Raw genomic sequence first — 16,408 nt, forward strand, 5'->3', positions numbered from 1 at the left:
TTATTGTTCTTGGTCCAGGGGCACCCGGACACTCAGGGTGGTGCCTTCGCCCCGCTCACTGTGCAGCGACAGGCTCCCGCCCATGATCAGCACCCGCTCGCGCATGCCTACCAGGCCAAAGGACGTCGGACGTGCAGAAGCGGTGTCGAAGCCCAGGCCGTCATCGCTGATGCTCATGCACAGCTCGTGTGCTTCCAGGGTGAGGGTGAGTTCCACAGTATGCGCCTGGGCATGGCGCATGACATTGGTCAGGGCCTCCTGGAGGATACGGAACAGGCCGACGGCCTTGGCGTCGCTCAAGCGCGGCAGGTTGTCCGGCACCTGCACCAGGCAGGGGATCTGGGTGCGGGCCTCGAACCGGCGGGCCTGCCATTCGATGGCCGAGGCGATGCCCGCATCGAGGATTGGCGGCCGCAGTGCGGTAGCCACATCCCGCACCAGCTGGAACAGCTGGGCGATCAGGCGCTTCATGCTGTTGAGGCGTTCATGCAGGCCCGGGTCGAGCTGGGCATAGGCCAGCTCACACATGGACGTTTCCAGCTTGAGCACAGTCAGCATCTGCCCCAGTTCGTCATGGACTTCCCGGGCAATGCGGGCCTTTTCCTCTTCGCGCACGCTTTCCAGGTGCGCCGACAGCTCCCGCAACTGTTCACGGGAGCTGGCCAGTTCCAGCTCGATGCGCTTGCTTTCGCTGATGTCCCAGACAATGCCGTCCCAGACAAACGCGCCGTCATCCAGGCGCCGGGTGATGGCCTTGATCTCGGCCCAGCGCTGCTGGCCCTGGCGAGTGAGGATGCGGCCCTGCCAGGACCAGTCGCTGTCGGTGTCCAGGGCCTGGTCCTGGGTCTGGTGATAGCTGGCCTTGTCGTCCGGGTGCACCAGGCTGCGCAGGCCCTTGTCCCGGTGGGCCAGCACTGCTGGCGAGTAGCCCACCAGGGTCTCGCTGCCTTCGCTGATATAGGCGAAGTCGATCTGCCCGGTGACCGGCGCCCGCTCCAGGCGGAACACCAGGCCCGGCACGTTGGCTGCAATCCCCTGCAGACGCGCCTCGCTTTCGCGCAGGGCCGCCAGCGCGCGACGGCGCTCGGTCACGTCATTGAGATAGACCACCAGGTATTCGCTGTCGCGAAAGCGCAGGAAGCTCAGGGACACGTCCGCCGGCAGGATGCTGCCATCGGCACGCACACACTGGGTCTCGAAACTTTGCACGCCCTCCTCGCTGGCCCGGGCCCGCTTCCACAGGTTGAGCCAGCGATCCATATGCAGGTTGGGCTCGAAATCGATCAGCGGCCGGTCGATCACCCCGCCCGCCGGGTAACCGAGCATCTCTTCGGCTGCCCGGTTGGCGTAGCGCACATGGCTGTCCCAATTGACCCAGAGAATGCCCACGGTGCTCTGATCGATGGAGAACTGGGTCAGGCGCAGGGCTTCCTCGCTGGCGGCACGCAAGGCGATGTCCTCCCGCGCCGCCAGCAGGCGCTGCTCCAGGCTGCGCTGCTGGCGGCGCTGCCAGAAGACGATCGCCAGACTCGCCAGCAGCAGGATCACCAACAGCAGGCTGAGGTTCTGCCAGACTCCGGGGGACTCGCCAAGCCGCGGGTACTTGGGCTGCAGCCAGCGGCCATGGAGCTGCTCCAGCTCCTTGGCCGGGATCGCATGCAAGGCCGCTTCGACAATGCTCGCCAGTTCCGGCCAATCGCGGCGAGTGGCTACCCGCAGCAATTGCGGCAGGCCGATATCCCCCACCACGGCCAGCCCGGCGAACTCCGCCTCCCCCGAAAGGCGACTGAGCTGAGCCTCGTCCACCACCGCGTAGCGGGCCTGCTGGCTCAGCAGCAACTGCAGGGCCTGGCGCTCCAGGGGCACTCCTTGCAGGTTGAGGTTGGGGTAAGTCAGGCGCAGGTAATCGGCCACCGCACTGGGCATGCGCACGGCGACCCGGGCCTGGCTGTCGAGTTTTTCCAGCTCCACCGCACCTGCGCCCTTGCGCTCCCCGACCACCAGCTGCGGCACGCGCATATAGGGGTCGCTGAACAACCACAGGCGCAGACCGGCCGGGGTCTGGGTCAGGCCCGGGGCCATGTCCACCTCGCCGTCGCGCAGGGCCCGCTCCAGCTGTGCCTGGTCAGGGAAGTTGCGCCAGCTGAGCTCGATGTTCAGCGCCTTGGCCAGGGCTTGCATCAACTCGACATTAGCCCCGGACAGCCGCTGCAGGCGCCGGTCGTACTGGGCGAACGGCGCCTGCAACACCAGCCCCACCCGCAACTCGGGGTGCTGCGCCAGCCACTGGCGCTGTTCCAGGCTCAAGGGCGCAGTCGGCACCTGGGGCGCCGGGGCCGCATGACCTATCAAGGGAAGGCACAGACAGCCGATAAGCAGAAGGCAGCGAAAACGCATCATCTGAAGTCTCACACCCTGACAAATACTGACCAACCCATTAGGCTGCCGGAATTACTTCTGGCCTGGAATATCCGATGCCCCTTGTCCACCGCTCGGCACTGCCCGCATTGTGCCTGTCGCTGATCCTGCCCTGGACCTTTTCTGTGCAAGCTGCCGACCCGGCTCCAGAAACCAAGACTCCCGAGGAACAACCGGCGCAACGCCAACCCCTGCCTGAGCGTAGCCAGGAAGACGCCGCCGCCCTGGAGCGCCAGTTGCCCGCCCTGGAACAGCAGCAGTTGCAAGCCGGCGGCGATACCTTCCTGGCCCTGTGGAAGCCGGCCAACACCAGCGACCCCAAGGGCGTGGTGATTATCCTCCCGGGAGCGGGTGAAACCGCTGACTGGCCGCAAGCCATTGCACCTTTGCGCAACAAATTGCCGGACACCGAGTGGGCCAGCCTGAGCCTGACCCTGCCCGACATGCTCAGCGAGGCCGCGCAACCACGGGTGGTCGAAGCCGCACCGGCCCCTACGGACAAGGCCAACACCGCCAAGGATGCCAGCACCGAGGCCAAGCCGATCGAGCAGGTCGCTGGCGGCGAAGCCGACGTGGCCGACCGGGTAGTAGCAGAAAGCACGGAAGAGCAGATCAAGGCCGATGCCGAGCGCATCTTCACCCGCGTCGATGCTGCCCTGGCCTTTGCCGAACAGCAGAACGCCCGCAGTATCGTGCTCCTGGGTCATGGTACGGGTGCCTACTGGGCCGCGCGCTACCTCAGCGAGAAACAGCCGGCCCAAGTACAGAAGCTGGTGATGGTAGCAGCCCAGTCCCCGGCCAATGGCAAACCGCAACTGGTGGAGATCACGCCTACGTTGAAGCTGGCCACTGCCGACTTCTTCTATGTCGACAAGCCTCTGGCGCAAAAAGCCGCCCTGGAGCGACTGCAAGCGAGCAAGCGCCTGAAGCACTCGAACTTCAGCCAGATTCCCCTCAAGGCCCTGCCCGGCAACAACACCGCCCAGCAAGAGCAGCTGTTTCGCCGGGTACGCGGTTGGTTGAACCCTCAGAACACCGATAGCTGAGCCCACAGGCCGCGACTGCCGCAGCGGCAATCGCGGCCTGCACCCTTAGCGGAATTCCCGGCGCTGGCGTATCAGGGCATAGGCGCTGTGCAGCTCCCGGGTCTTTTCCGTAGCCTCACGCACCTGTGCCTCGCTGGCGCCGTTGCCGGCGATCTTGTCCGGGTGATGGCGGCTGAGCAGGCGCCGATAGGCCCGCTTGATCTGCGCCGGCTCGCTGGTAGCTGCAACCCCCAACAGGCGCAGCGCCTCTTGATAAGTCAGGGCGCCTTCGGCCAGTGACTTCCTCGCCGGACCGTAGTCCTGCGCCAGCGCCTGCACCTGCTCCCGGGTCCAGCCCAGCCATTTGCCCCAGAGCTGGATCAGTTCGCGCTCCGCCGGCCCGACCCGGCCGTCGGCCCAGACCATGCGCCAGCAGGCCCGCAGCACGCCTTCGGCGGCATGGGGCTGGGCCGCGAGGCGACGCAGATAGCCGCGCAGACGGTCATTGCCCGACTTGCCGCGATTGAACGCGGCAATCGCCCGGCGCTGGGCCGCATCGTTCATCTCCAGCGAGCGCATTTCCTGGCGCGCCTGCTGGATATGCCCGTCCATCACCCGGCCATCACTCTTGGCCAGCCGCCCCAGCAGCACGAACAGCAATTCATCATTGCGCAACGCCGGGCGCCCGCCCAGGCGTTCACGCACCTGCGCCCAGCTGTGCAGTTGCAGACGCCGGTCCAGCGCCTGCCCCAGCAACGCACCGAGCATGGCCCCCGGAATACTGGCGATTGCAAATCCAGCTCCGGCTCCGATCAGAGTCCCTGGCCACCACATATCAGCGACTCGCTTGCAGCAAGTGTTCAACCTGGGCCAGACGCTCGACGGTGCCGACATCGACCCAGTGCCCCTGCATATGTTCGCCACTGACCTGGCCTTGGGCCATGGCTTCGCGCAATAGCGGCGCCAGCTTGAACGGACCGGCAACACAACCCTGGAATAACCGCGGATGCAGCACCGATATGCCGCTGAACGTGAGCGCCGCTACGCCTGGCTGGCGGTCGTGCAACTGGCCGTTTACCAGGCAGAAGTCGCCACCACTGGGGTGGTGCGGCGGGTTGTCCACCATCACCAGATGAGCCAGCCCGGCCAGGGGCCGGCGCAGGGCGGCAAAATCATAGTCAGTCCAGATATCGCCATTGACCACCAGGAACGGCGCGTCCCCCAACAAGGGCAATGCCTGGAAAATCCCGCCGCCGGTTTCCAGCGGCTGGCCTTCGGCCGAATACTGAATGTTCAGGCCCCAGCGCTGGCCATCGCCGAGGGCATCCTCGATCTGCTGGCCGAGCCAGGCATGGTTGATGACGATGTCGCGAAAACCTGCCGCCGCCAGGGCCCGCAGGTGGTACTCGATCAGCGGCATGCCCGCTACAGGCAGCAAGGGTTTGGGAGTGGTCAGGGTCAGGGGGCGCATGCGCTCGCCCTTGCCGGCTGCCAGGATCATCGCCTTCATGCATGGGCTCCCGCCGGCTGGCGCAGGCTGAGCAGCAGTTGCGACAGCTCTGCAAGCTCGGGGCGTCGGGACGTGACCGCCTCTATATAAGCAAAGAAGCGCGGCACGTCGGCCAGGTAGCGTGGTTTGCCATCGCGGTGGCAAATCCGCGAGAAGATACCGATCACCTTGAGGTGACGCTGCACACCCATCAGGTCGCTGGCCCGCAGAAACTCGTCAAAGTCGTCCTGCACCGGGATGCCCCGCGCCCGCGCCTGGCGCCAGTACTGGCTCAGCCAGCCTTGTACCCGGGACTCCGGCCAGCTGAGGAAGGCATCCTTGAACAGACAGGTCACGTCATAGGTCACCGGGCCGTAGACCGCATCCTGGAAGTCCAGCACGCCGGGATTCGGTTCGCTGTGCATCAGGTTGCGTGGCATATAGTCGCGGTGCACCAGCACCTTGGGTTGCGCCAGGGCGCTGTCGATCAGCAGGTCGCTGGCACGCTGCCATTGCTCGCGCTGCTGCGGACTCAGGCTGATGCCCAGCTCACGGCCGATGTACCACTCGGGGAACAGCTCCAGTTCGCGGCGCAGCAGGGCCACGTCGTAACTGGGCAGGGGCGTGTCCATCGGCAACTGCTGGAAGGCCAGCAAAGCCTGGAATGCATCCTCGAACAGTGCGTCGGCATTATGTTCGTTGATCACGTCCAGGTAGGTCTGATTGCCCAGGTCATTGAGCAACAGGAAGCCGCGAGGCAAATCTTCTGCATAAATTTTCGGCACGTTGATGCCGCAAGTCGCCAGTAAACGGGCGATATCCACGAAGGGTTTGCAGTTTTCCTGGGGGGGCGGAGCGTCCATCACCACGAAGCTGCGACCCGCGCCCTGCCAACGGAAATAACGACGGAAACTCGCGTCGCTGCTGGCTGCGGTCAATGTTGCCGGGGGCACTTCACCCCAGCCCTGTGTTGCATAAACAATCGCCAACTGCTCATCGAGCCAAACTTTCAGGTGTTGCAAGCGTACATCTTGGTCAGGCATTACAAGGGTCTCCGACGGCGCTAGCCGTCAAGCGGGTCATGCTTTATTATCCAGCATCTTTTTCAGACCATCGAGAGGCGTGCGGCCCACACCGCGGGCAGATGGCACGCAGGAAGCCCGGACTAATAAGATGGCATTGAAATCCCCCGCGTTTCGTAAAAAATTTCCGTTGCTGGTTACCGGCAGTTTGCTGGCCCTGCAACCTCTAGCCACTTCCTTCGTGGTCGCCGCGGAACAGTATGACTGCTCAGTCTCTGCTTCGGGTGGCTGGGCCTGTGCGCCGAAAACCAGCGCCGCCCAACTGCCGCCGCGCCCGGTCCACGACGCCAACTCGGTCAGCTCCAGCGTTGCCACGGCAGCCGATGCTACGGGCGAAGAAGCCAGCGGCGACAAGTCGAAGCTGGTGACCGAGGCCAAGGGCCGTGGCCTGAAGTCCCGCAGTGCGGACTACAGCCACCTCGACTGGGTACCGCGTGAGAAGCTCACCGCCGCTCAATTGGCCGAGACCGGTCCTTACTGCTCTGGTTCCTATATCGAACCGATTCGTCCTGGCATGAATGACAAGACGAATAAAAGTGACGCTCCGACCTTTATCGGCGCCAAGGCTTCCCGCTATCAGCAGGAAGAACAAGTGGCGACCCTGGCCGGTGACGTGGTCATGCGCCAGGGCAGCATGCAGGTCGAGGCCGACGAGGCCAGCCTGTATCAGGCCGAGAACCGCGGCGAACTAAGCGGCAACGTGCGCGTACGCGACAATGGCGCGCTGCTGGTGGGCGACCACGCCGACATCCAGCTGGATACCGGTGAAGCCAAGGTCGACAACGCCGAGTACGTACTGCACAAATCCCGCGTCCGCGGTAATGCGCTGTACGCCAAGCGTGCGGAAAACGCCATCATCCGCCTCAAGGATGGTACGTACACCACGTGCGAGCCGAACAGCAACGCCTGGCAGCTCAAGGGCAACAACATCACCTTGAACCCGGCCACCGGCTTCGGTACCGCGACCAACGTGACCCTTCGGGTCAAAGATATTCCGGTGCTCTACACCCCGTATATCTACTTCCCGATCGACGATCGTCGCCAGTCCGGCTTCCTGCCGCCTAGCTTCAGTACCGGCAGCGATACCGGCTTCATGCTGGTGACCCCGTACTACTTCAACCTGGCACCCAACTACGACGCCACGTTGTACCCACGCTACATGGCCAAGCGCGGCCTGTTGATGGAAGGCGAGTTCCGCTACCTGACCAAAAGCAGCGAAGGTCAGTTCGGCGCGGCCTACCTCAACGACGACGACACCGATCGCAAGAAGCAGACCGACTACGAAAAAACCCGCTATATGCTCAACTGGCAGCACAAGGGCGGGCTTGATTCGCGTCTGATGACCGAAGTCGACTACACCAAGATCAGCGATCCGTACTACTTCCAGGATCTGCAGACCGACCAGATCGGCGTGAAGTCCACCGATTACGTCAACCAGCAAGGTGCCGTGACCTACCGTGGCGACAGCTACACCGCACGCCTGAACGTACAGGCGTACGAGCTGGCCAGCGTGTCTAACATCACTCCGTACAACAAGCTGCCGCAAATCACCTTCAACGGCGCGCTGCCGTACCATCCGCAAGGCCTGGATTTCACTTATGAAACCGAGTTGGTGCGCTTCGATCGGGATCTGCTGACAGGCAATTATACGGACAAGGACGGTGGGCCGATCGATCCGGTTACCGGTGCAGTGGGCACGCGACGCCTGGATACCAACGTCGCTGGGCTAGCCCGCGCGAATGGCGATCGTCTGAACCTCAAGCCGGGCGTCAGCCTGCCGCTGAACTGGAGCTACGGCTACCTGACGCCGTCCTTGAAGTACATGTACACCCAATACAACCTTGATCTTGATGGTACTGGCAAAGAAGGCATCGTCGCGGCACGCAACTACGCGACCGCTACAGGCACCCGCTATGTCGGCGGCGACTACAGCCGAAACCAAAACCGCGGCGTCCCGATCGCCAGCCTCGACGGTGGCCTGTACTTCGACCGCAACACCCAATGGTTTGGCAAGAACTATCGTCAAACCCTGGAACCACGCGCGTTCTACCTCTACGTTCCTGAAGAGGATCAGAAAGACATCCCGGTATTCGATACTGGCGAGCCCACGTTCAACTACGCCTCCTTGTTCCGCGACAACCGCTTCTCCGGCTCCGACCGTGTCGGTGACGAGAACAAGCTGTCCCTGGGCGTAACCAGCCGCTGGATCGAAGACAACGGTTTCCAACGCCAGCGCATCAGCGTCGGCCAGGCCCTGTACTTCAAGGATCGCACCGTCCAGTTGCCGGGTATCGACTACCGCACTCGCGACGATGCCAAGTCCAACGTCTCGCCCTACGCCCTTGAGTACGAATACCGCTACAACCGCGACTGGCGTGCAACTGCCGACTACAACTGGGACCCGGACAGCCACAGCCCGCGTTCCGGCAGTGCGATGTTCCACTATCAGCCTGAAGACAACCCGAACAAGGTGGTCAACGCCGGCTATCGCTATCGCAACGACCAGATTCGCTACGACCAGAACAGCGGTACCTGGAAAATGGGTGGCGACTACGGCACTCCAGGCCAGCCTGGCTACGTGAAGGACTACTACAAGATCCAGCAGCATGACTTCTCGGTGATCTGGCCGATCGTGCCGCAATGGAACGCCATCAGCCGTTGGCAGTACGACTACAACCGTAACCGCACGCTCGAGGCCTTCGGTGGTTTCGAATACGACAACTGCTGCTGGAAACTGCGCCTGATCAGCCGTTACTGGGTCAAGTATGACGAGTTCAGTCAGAACGCTCCGGAGAACGAAAAAGGCGACCGCGGCATCTTCCTCCAAATTGTTCTGAAGGGTCTCGGTGGCGTCATGGGCACCAAAGTAGAGAGCTTCCTCGACAAAGGCATCCAAGGTTATCGTGAACGTGAAGACCAAGCTTTCTGATTGTCTGCGCCCGCTGATGCTGGGCGCGCTGTTCCTGAGTACTGCGGCCAGCGCCGCAGTACAGTCCATCGACAAGGTCGTGGCCATCGTCGACAACGACGTAGTCATGCAGAGCCAGTTGGACCAACGGGTTCACGAAGTCCAGCAAACCATCGCCAAGCGTGGCGGTGGTGTACCGCCTACCAGCGTCCTGGAGCAACAGGTTCTGGAACGCCTGATCGTTGAAAACCTGCAACTGCAGATTGGCGAACGCTCCGGCATCCGCATCACCGATGAAGAACTGAACCAGGCGATCGGCACCATTGCCCAGCGCAACAGCATGAGCATCGAGCAATTCCGTGCCGCCCTGGCCCACGATGGTCTCTCTTATGAGGACGCCCGTGACCAGGTTCGCCGCGAGATGATCATCAGCCGCGTGCGCCAGCGCCGTGTGGCCGAACGCATCCAGGTATCGGAACAGGAAGTGAAGAACTTCCTGGCCTCGGACCTGGGCAAGATGCAGCTCTCCGAAGAACTGCACCTGGCCAACATCCTGATCCCGACCCCGGAAAGCGCCAACTCCGAAGCCATTCAGAGTGCTGCCCGCCAGGCCATGGAGGTGTACCAGCAGCTCAAGCAGGGTGCAGACTTCGCCCAGCTGGCAATCGCCCGCTCCGGCAGCGACAACGCTCTGGAAGGCGGCGACATGGGCTGGCGCAAAGCGGCTCAACTGCCCCCTCCATTCGATCGCGAACTGAGCGCCATGGCCGTGGGCGACATTACCCAACCGGCCCGTACCCCTGGCGGCTTCATCATCCTCAAGCTGCTGGACAAGCGTGGCGGTGGCAATCAGGTGCGTGACGAAGTGCACGTGCGTCACATCCTGATCAAGCCAAGCGAAATTCGCAGCGAAGAAGAGACCAAGCGCCTGGCGCAGAAACTCTACGATCGCATCGAGGCCGGCGAAGACTTCGCCGAACTGGCGAAAAGCTACTCGGAAGACCCAGGCTCCGCCCTCAACGGCGGCGACCTCAACTGGATCGACCCGAACGCCCTGGTGCCGGAATTCCGCGAAGTGATGGCCAAGACCCCACAAGGTCAACTGTCCAAGCCCTTCAAGAGCCCTTACGGCTGGCACGTACTGGAAGTCCTTGGCCGTCGCGCCACCGACAGCACCAGCCAGGCCCGCGAACAGCAAGCCATGACCGTCCTGCGTAACCGCAAGTACGACGAAGAGCTGCAGACCTGGTTGCGGCAGATCCGTGACGAGGCCTACGTCGAAATCAAGCTGCCCGGCGCTGAACAGGCCGCACAGTGAAACCCAGACGTTTCGCTCTGACACCCGGCGAACCGGCGGGTATAGGTCCTGACCTGTGCCTGCTGCTCGCTTCGCAACCCCAGCCTCACCCCCTGATTGCCATTACCAGCCGCGACCTGCTCCTAGAGCGGGCCGCGCAGCTGGGCGTGGCCGTCGATCTGCTGCCGGTAACCCTGGAGCAACTGCCGACTGAACCCGCCCCGGCGAACAGCCTGTATGTCTGGGACACGCCCCTGGCCAAACCTGTGATCAGCGGCCAGCTGGACCAGGCCAATGCGGCTTTTGTCCTGCAAACCCTGACCCGCGCCGGCCAGGGCTGCCTGGACGGGCACTTTGCCGGCATGATCACCGCCCCCGTGCACAAAGGCGTGATCAACGACTCCGGGATCGCCTTTTCCGGCCATACCGAATTCCTCGCCGACCTGACCCACACCGAGCAAGTGGTGATGATGCTGGCCACCCACGGCCTGCGCGTGGCGCTGGTAACCACCCACCTGCCCTTGCGGGAAATCGCCGACGCCATCACTGTCGAGCGCCTGGAGCGGGTCACGCGGATCCTGCATGCCGACCTGCAGCACAAGTTCGGCATCGCCCGGCCACGCATCCTGGTCTGCGGGCTCAACCCCCACGCCGGTGAAGGCGGTCACCTGGGCCGCGAAGAAATCGACATCATCGAACCTACCCTAGAGCGCCTGCGTACCGAAGGCATGGACCTGCGCGGTCCGTTGCCTGCCGACACTCTGTTTACCCCCAAATATCTGGAGCACTGCGACGCAGTGCTGGCGATGTACCACGACCAAGGCTTGCCTGTGCTGAAATACAAAGGCTTCGGCGCGGCCGTCAACGTGACGCTCGGCTTGCCGATCATCCGCACCTCCGTCGACCACGGCACCGCCCTGGACCTGGCCGGCAGCGGCAAGATCGACACCGGCAGCCTGCAGGTCGCCCTGGAAACCGCCTACCAGATGGCCGAGAACCGTATATGACCGAGCAATACCAACACCGGGCGCGCAAGCGCTTCGGCCAGAACTTCCTGCATGACGCTGGCGTCATCGACCGCATCCTGCGGTCCATCCACGCCAAGCCCGAGGACCGCATGCTGGAAATCGGCCCGGGCCAGGGCGCCCTGACCGAGGGCCTGCTGGGCAGCGGCGCCCAGCTGGACGTGGTGGAACTGGACAAGGACCTGATCCCGATCCTCAACCAGCAGTTCGCCGGCAAGAGCAACTTCAACCTGCACCAGGGCGACGCCCTGAAGTTCGACTTCAACACCCTGGGCGCAGCGCCAGGCAGCCTGCGGGTGGTCGGCAACCTGCCCTACAACATCTCTACTCCGCTGATCTTCCACCTGCTGCAGAACGCCGGACTGATCCGCGACATGCACTTCATGCTGCAAAAGGAAGTGGTCGAACGCCTGGCTGCCGGCCCTGGCGGTGGTGATTGGGGCCGTCTTTCGATCATGGTCCAGTATCACTGCCGTGTGGAGCACCTGTTCAACGTCGGCCCGGGCGCCTTCAATCCGCCGCCAAAAGTCGACTCGGCGATCGTGCGCCTGGTGCCCCACGCGGTACTGCCACACCCGGCCAAGGATCATCGCCTGCTGGAGCGCATCGTGCGCGAAGCCTTCAACCAGCGCCGCAAGACCCTGCGCAACACCCTCAAGGCACTGCTCAGCAGCGCCGAGATCGAGGCCGCCGGCGTCGACGGCAGCCTGCGTCCCGAACAACTGGACCTGGCCGCCTTCGTGCGCCTGGCCGATCAGCTGGCAGGCCAGCCCAAGCCCGCCACCGACTGAAACGCCCTCGGCTGATATCGGGTAGGACGCCAGGCAGGATGTCTGGTCTACTACCCGATACTTGACCTAGACTGACCTCCATCAGTCCTGTCCCGCGTCCCGCTTTGCTTTAAAGGCCTCTTGCATGTCCGATCCTCGTTACCAGGTCGACGTCAGCGTCGTCACTCGCTTTCTGGCAGACCAATCGCAACCCGAGCAGAACCGCTTCGCTTTCGCCTACACCATCACCGTGCAGAACAATGGCTCGCTTCCAGCCAAGCTGCTGTCCCGGCACTGGGTGATCACCGATGGCGACGGGCATGTCGAAGAGGTCCGTGGTGCCGGCGTGGTGGGCCAGCAACCGCTGATCGCCGCAGGCAAAAGCCACACCTATAGCAGCGGCACGGTAATGACCACCCGGGTTGGCAACATGCAGGGCAGCTATCAGATGCTCGCCGAGGATGGCAAACAGTTCGACGCCATCATTGCGCCCTTCCGCCTGGCCGTGCCCGGAGCCTTGCACTGATGGCGACCTACGCCGTCGGCGACCTGCAAGGCTGCCTGGAACCTCTGCAATGCCTGCTTGAACAAGTAGCCTTCGATCCCGCCCGGGATCGCCTGTGGCTGGTGGGCGACCTGGTCAACCGTGGCCCGCAGTCGCTGGAAACCCTGCGCTACCTGTATTCGATCCGCGACTCGCTGGTCTGCGTGCTGGGCAATCACGACCTGCACCTGCTGGCCGTCTGGCGCAACGTCGAGCGCCTGAAGAAATCCGACACTCTGCGCGAGATCCTGGAGGCTCCCGATTGCGAGGAGCTCTTGCAGTGGCTGCGCCAGCAGAAGCTGATGCATTACGACGAAGCCCGCAACATCGCCATGGTGCACGCCGGCATAGCCCCCCAGTGGTCGCTGAAGAAAGCCCAGAAATGTGCCGCCGAGGTCGAAGAAGCGTTGCGCGACGACAACCTCTTCGACCCCTTCCTGGACGGCATGTATGGCAATGATCCAGCGAAATGGGACAGTGATCTCAAAGGCGTGACTCGCCTGCGGGTCATCACCAACTACTTCACCCGCATGCGCTTCTGTACCAGCGACGGCAAGCTGGACCTCAAGAGCAAGGAAGGCCTGGACACCGCGCCACCGGGCTACGCCCCCTGGTTCAGCCACAAGGAGCGCAAGACCCGGGACCTGAAGATCATCTTCGGCCACTGGGCAGCCCTGGAAGGCCATTGCAACGAGCCCGGCATCTTCGCCCTGGATAGCGGCTGCGTCTGGGGCGGGGCCATGACCCTGCTGAATGTCGATAGCGGCGTACGCCTGACCTGCGACTGCGATGCCCAGGGCCGCACCGCCGCTCTTTCCCCCGAACCCCTGCCGGCACCGGCAAAGCGCTAGCCGGCGCTGATTATCAAGCTCCAGGAGCCCGCCATGAGCGAATTCAAACGCATCCCCCCAGAACAGGCCCAGGCACTGCGCGAGCAAGGTGCCGTGGTGGTGGATATCCGCGATCCGCAAACCTACGCACTGAACCACATCAGTGGCTCGCAACACCTGGACAATCACTCCATTTCCGACTTCATCCGTGCTGCTGACCTCGACGCTCCGCTAGTGGTGGTTTGCTACCACGGAAACTCGAGCCAGAGCGCGGCGGCCTACCTGGTCAGCCAGGGCTTTTCCGACGTCTACAGCCTGGATGGCGGCTTCGAACTGTGGCGCAGCACTTATCCAGCGGAAACCGCTCAGGGCAACCCTGAATAATTTTTTTCCGACGCTCTAGCCCGCGTACGACGCGGGCTGACGCAGTACCAGACGAACGGTAGCGGGCAACTAATTCCCCATCTCGCCTTGACCTCCCGGATTCCGAACTATCCTTAGCCTCAGGCCATCCAAATCAGGGGAGAGCCGGTACACCGGCGAGCGGGTCATCGGTACTAGCTTTCAAGGTCGATAGCTTTGAAAGTGTTCTGGGGGGTAAACAGCAGCTGGAAACTCAGCTGCATGCCAGCACTTGACTGACTGATCCGACGCCGGCTCCACGTATCGAGCGAGGTGACGTCATGAGTATTTTTAGCCACTTCCAACAACGCTTCGAATCCACACGCCAGGAAGAGTTTTCGCTGCAGGAATACCTGGAGCTGTGCAAGAAGGATCGAAGCGCCTACGCCTCGGCCGCCGAGCGCCTGCTGCTGGCCATCGGCGAGCCCGAATTGCTGGATACCTCGACCAATTCGAGGCTGTCGCGAATCTTCTCCAACAAAGTGATTCGCCGCTATCCGGCGTTCGAAGACTTCCATGGCATGGAAGAATGCATCGATCAGATCGTCTCCTACTTCCGTCATGCCGCTCAGGGCCTGGAAGAAAAGAAACAGATCCTCTATCTGCTGGGGCCGGTGGGCGGTGGTAAATCCTCCCTCGCCGAGAAACTCAAGCAACTGATCGAGAAAGTGCCCTTCTACGCCATCAAGGGTTCTCCGGTCTTCGAATCACCGCTGGGCCTGTTCAACGCCACGGAAGATGGCGCGATTCTCGAAGAAGACTTCGGCATTCCCCGGCGTTACCTCAACACCATCATGTCGCCCTGGGCCACCAAGCGCCTGTCGGAGTTCGGCGGCGACATCAGCCAGTTCCGGGTGGTGAAACTCTATCCGTCGATCCTCAACCAGATTGCCGTGGCCAAGACCGAGCCCGGGGATGAGAACAACCAGGACATCTCGGCCCTCGTGGGCAAGGTGGATATCCGCAAGCTGGAAGAATTCCCCCAGAACGACGCCGACGCCTACAGCTACTCCGGGGCGCTGTGCCGGGCCAACCAGGGCCTGATGGAATTCGTCGAAATGTTCAAGGCACCGATCAAGGTGCTGCACCCATTGCTGACCGCGACGCAGGAAGGCAACTACAACAGCACCGAGGGCCTGGGGGCGATTCCGTTTACCGGCATTCTGCTGGCCCACTCCAACGAGTCGGAATGGCACACCTTCCGCAACAACAAGAACAACGAAGCCTTCATCGACCGGATCTATATCGTCAAGGTGCCGTACTGCCTGCGGGTCACCGATGAGGTGAAGATCTACGACAAGCTGCTGTTCAACAGCTCCCTGGCCAAGGCCCACTGCGCCCCCGACACCCTGAAGATGCTGGCGCAGTTCACCGTGCTTTCGCGCCTCAAGGAGCCGGAGAACTCCAACATCTACTCGAAGATGCGGGTGTATGACGGCGAAAACCTCAAGGACACCGATCCCAAGGCCAAGTCGATCCAGGAGTACCGTGACAGCGCCGGCGTCGACGAGGGGATGAACGGGTTGTCGACTCGCTTTGCCTTCAAGATCCTGTCGAAGGTCTTCAACTTCGACCCTCACGAAGTGGCGGCGAACCCGGTGCACCTGCTGTACGTGCTGGAACAACAGATCGAGCAAGAGCAGTTCCAGGCAGAAACCCGCGAGCGCTACCTGCGCTTCCTCAAGGAATACCTGGCACCGCGCTACATCGAATTCATCGGCAAGGAGATCCAGACCGCCTACCTCGAGTCCTACAGCGAGTACGGCCAGAACATCTTCGACCGCTACGTGCTCTATGCGGACTTCTGGATCCAGGATCAGGAATACCGCGATCCGGAGACCGGCGAAATCCTCAATCGCGTGGCCCTCAACGAGGAACTGGAAAAGATCGAAAAACCGGCCGGGATCAGCAACCCGAAAGATTTCCGCAACGAAATCGTCAATTTCGTCCTGCGCGCCCGGGCCAACAACAACGGCAAGAACCCCACCTGGCTCAGCTACGAGAAGCTGCGGGTGGTCATCGAGAAGAAAATGTTCTCCAACACCGAGGACCTGTTGCCGGTCATCAGCTTCAACGCCAAGGCGAGCAAGGAGGATCAGCAGAAGCACAACGACTTCGTCACACGAATGGTCGAGCGCGGCTACACCGACAAACAGGTACGGCTGCTATCCGAATGGTATCTGCGGGTCAGAAAGTCGCAGTAAAGCAGCTGCAAGCTTCTAGCCCCAAGCTGCGGGCACCTTGCCGTAGAGCCCTTGCGGGCTCTGCTGCAACGCTGCCTACCGCTTGAAGCTTATGCCTTGAAGCTCCCCGGAGGGGCCCATGAGCTATGTGATCGACCGACGTCTCAATGGCAAGAACAAGAGCACGGTAAACCGCCAGCGGTTTCTGCGGCGCTACCGTGACCACATTAAAAAGGCCGTCGAAGAGGCGGTTAGCCGGCGCTCCATCACCGATATGGAGCATGGCGAGCAAATCAGCATTCCCGGGCGGGATATCGACGAGCCGGTGCTGCACCACGGCCGTGGCGGCAAGCAGACCGTGGTTCACCCTGGCAACAAGGAATTCACTGCCGGCGAGCACATTGCCAGGCCTCAAGGCGGCGGTGGGGGCGGTGG

General features: G+C 62.5%; 14 protein-coding genes. 10 read left to right on the forward strand and 4 right to left on the reverse strand.

The features are described 5' to 3' along the window. Complete coding sequence (locus tag A9971_RS00200) at positions 1–2,400, reverse strand: PAS domain S-box protein (protein WP_053154199.1); 2,400 nt, start codon at positions 2,398–2,400, stop codon at positions 1–3. Positions 2,401–2,474: 74 nt separating this feature from the next. Between A9971_RS00200 and A9971_RS00205 the strand changes: the two genes are divergently transcribed. Beyond that, a complete protein-coding gene (locus A9971_RS00205; RefSeq protein ID WP_015637248.1) occupies positions 2,475–3,464 on the forward strand; it encodes an alpha/beta hydrolase family protein in 990 nt (329 codons plus the stop codon). 45 nt (positions 3,465–3,509) lie between these two features. Here the strand turns inward: A9971_RS00205 and A9971_RS00210 are convergent, their stop codons facing one another. Genes A9971_RS00210 through A9971_RS00220 form a run of 3 tightly spaced genes read right to left on the reverse strand, consistent with a single transcriptional unit; the run spans position 3,510 to position 5,975 of the window. Beyond that, complete coding sequence (locus A9971_RS00210) at positions 3,510–4,277, reverse strand: TerB family tellurite resistance protein (protein WP_011063821.1); 768 nt, start codon at positions 4,275–4,277, stop codon at positions 3,510–3,512. Between the two features lies 1 nt (position 4,278). Further along, positions 4,279–4,953, reverse strand: a complete 675-nt coding sequence (gene murU / locus A9971_RS00215) for an N-acetylmuramate alpha-1-phosphate uridylyltransferase MurU (protein ID WP_015637249.1) — start codon at positions 4,951–4,953, stop codon at positions 4,279–4,281. Continuing rightward, entirely contained in the window at positions 4,950–5,975 is a 1,026-nt protein-coding gene (locus A9971_RS00220) for an aminoglycoside phosphotransferase family protein (RefSeq protein ID WP_183001546.1), read from the reverse strand. The genes murU and A9971_RS00220 overlap by 4 nt, the downstream gene beginning before the upstream one ends. Positions 5,976–6,105: 130 nt before the next feature. On the opposite strand from A9971_RS00220, the gene A9971_RS00225 reads away from it, so the two are divergent. From A9971_RS00225 to A9971_RS00265, 9 genes are all read left to right on the forward strand, one after another. Next, positions 6,106–8,943, forward strand: coding sequence for an LPS-assembly protein LptD (locus A9971_RS00225; RefSeq protein ID WP_077934874.1), 2,838 nt, complete (start codon positions 6,106–6,108; stop codon positions 8,941–8,943). Then, a complete protein-coding gene (gene surA / locus A9971_RS00230) occupies positions 8,924–10,240 on the forward strand; it encodes a peptidylprolyl isomerase SurA (protein WP_036997049.1) in 1,317 nt (438 codons plus the stop codon). The genes A9971_RS00225 and surA overlap by 20 nt, the downstream gene beginning before the upstream one ends. After that, positions 10,237–11,226, forward strand: coding sequence for a 4-hydroxythreonine-4-phosphate dehydrogenase PdxA (gene pdxA, locus A9971_RS00235; RefSeq protein ID WP_015637252.1), 990 nt, complete (start codon positions 10,237–10,239; stop codon positions 11,224–11,226). The genes surA and pdxA overlap by 4 nt, the downstream gene beginning before the upstream one ends. Further along, the gene (gene rsmA / locus A9971_RS00240) at positions 11,223–12,035 is read left to right on the forward strand and encodes a 16S rRNA (adenine(1518)-N(6)/adenine(1519)-N(6))-dimethyltransferase RsmA (protein ID WP_019094977.1); all 813 of its coding nucleotides are present in this window, start codon (positions 11,223–11,225) and stop codon (positions 12,033–12,035) included. Before pdxA ends, rsmA begins: the two co-directional genes overlap by 4 nt. Before the next feature lie 124 nt (positions 12,036–12,159). Continuing rightward, positions 12,160–12,540, forward strand: a complete 381-nt coding sequence (apaG, locus tag A9971_RS00245; protein ID WP_025131262.1) for a Co2+/Mg2+ efflux protein ApaG — start codon at positions 12,160–12,162, stop codon at positions 12,538–12,540. After that, positions 12,540–13,409, forward strand: coding sequence for a symmetrical bis(5'-nucleosyl)-tetraphosphatase (locus A9971_RS00250; protein ID WP_015637253.1), 870 nt, complete (start codon positions 12,540–12,542; stop codon positions 13,407–13,409). Before apaG ends, A9971_RS00250 begins: the two co-directional genes overlap by 1 nt. A gap of 33 nt (positions 13,410–13,442) precedes the next feature. After that, positions 13,443–13,772: a thiosulfate sulfurtransferase GlpE gene (glpE, locus tag A9971_RS00255; protein ID WP_011063830.1), complete on the forward strand. Its 330-nt coding sequence runs from the start codon at positions 13,443–13,445 to the stop codon at positions 13,770–13,772. A gap of 299 nt (positions 13,773–14,071) precedes the next feature. After that, entirely contained in the window at positions 14,072–15,994 is a 1,923-nt protein-coding gene (locus A9971_RS00260; RefSeq protein ID WP_011063831.1) for a PrkA family serine protein kinase, read from the forward strand. A gap of 118 nt (positions 15,995–16,112) precedes the next feature. Further along, positions 16,113–16,408 (forward strand): DUF444 family protein (locus A9971_RS00265; RefSeq protein ID WP_146043146.1); only part of this gene is annotated, 296 nt, incomplete at its 3' end.

The sequence above is a fragment of the Pseudomonas sp. UME65 genome, from assembly GCF_014170225.1.
Lineage (GTDB): Bacteria > Pseudomonadota > Gammaproteobacteria > Pseudomonadales > Pseudomonadaceae > Aquipseudomonas > Aquipseudomonas protegens.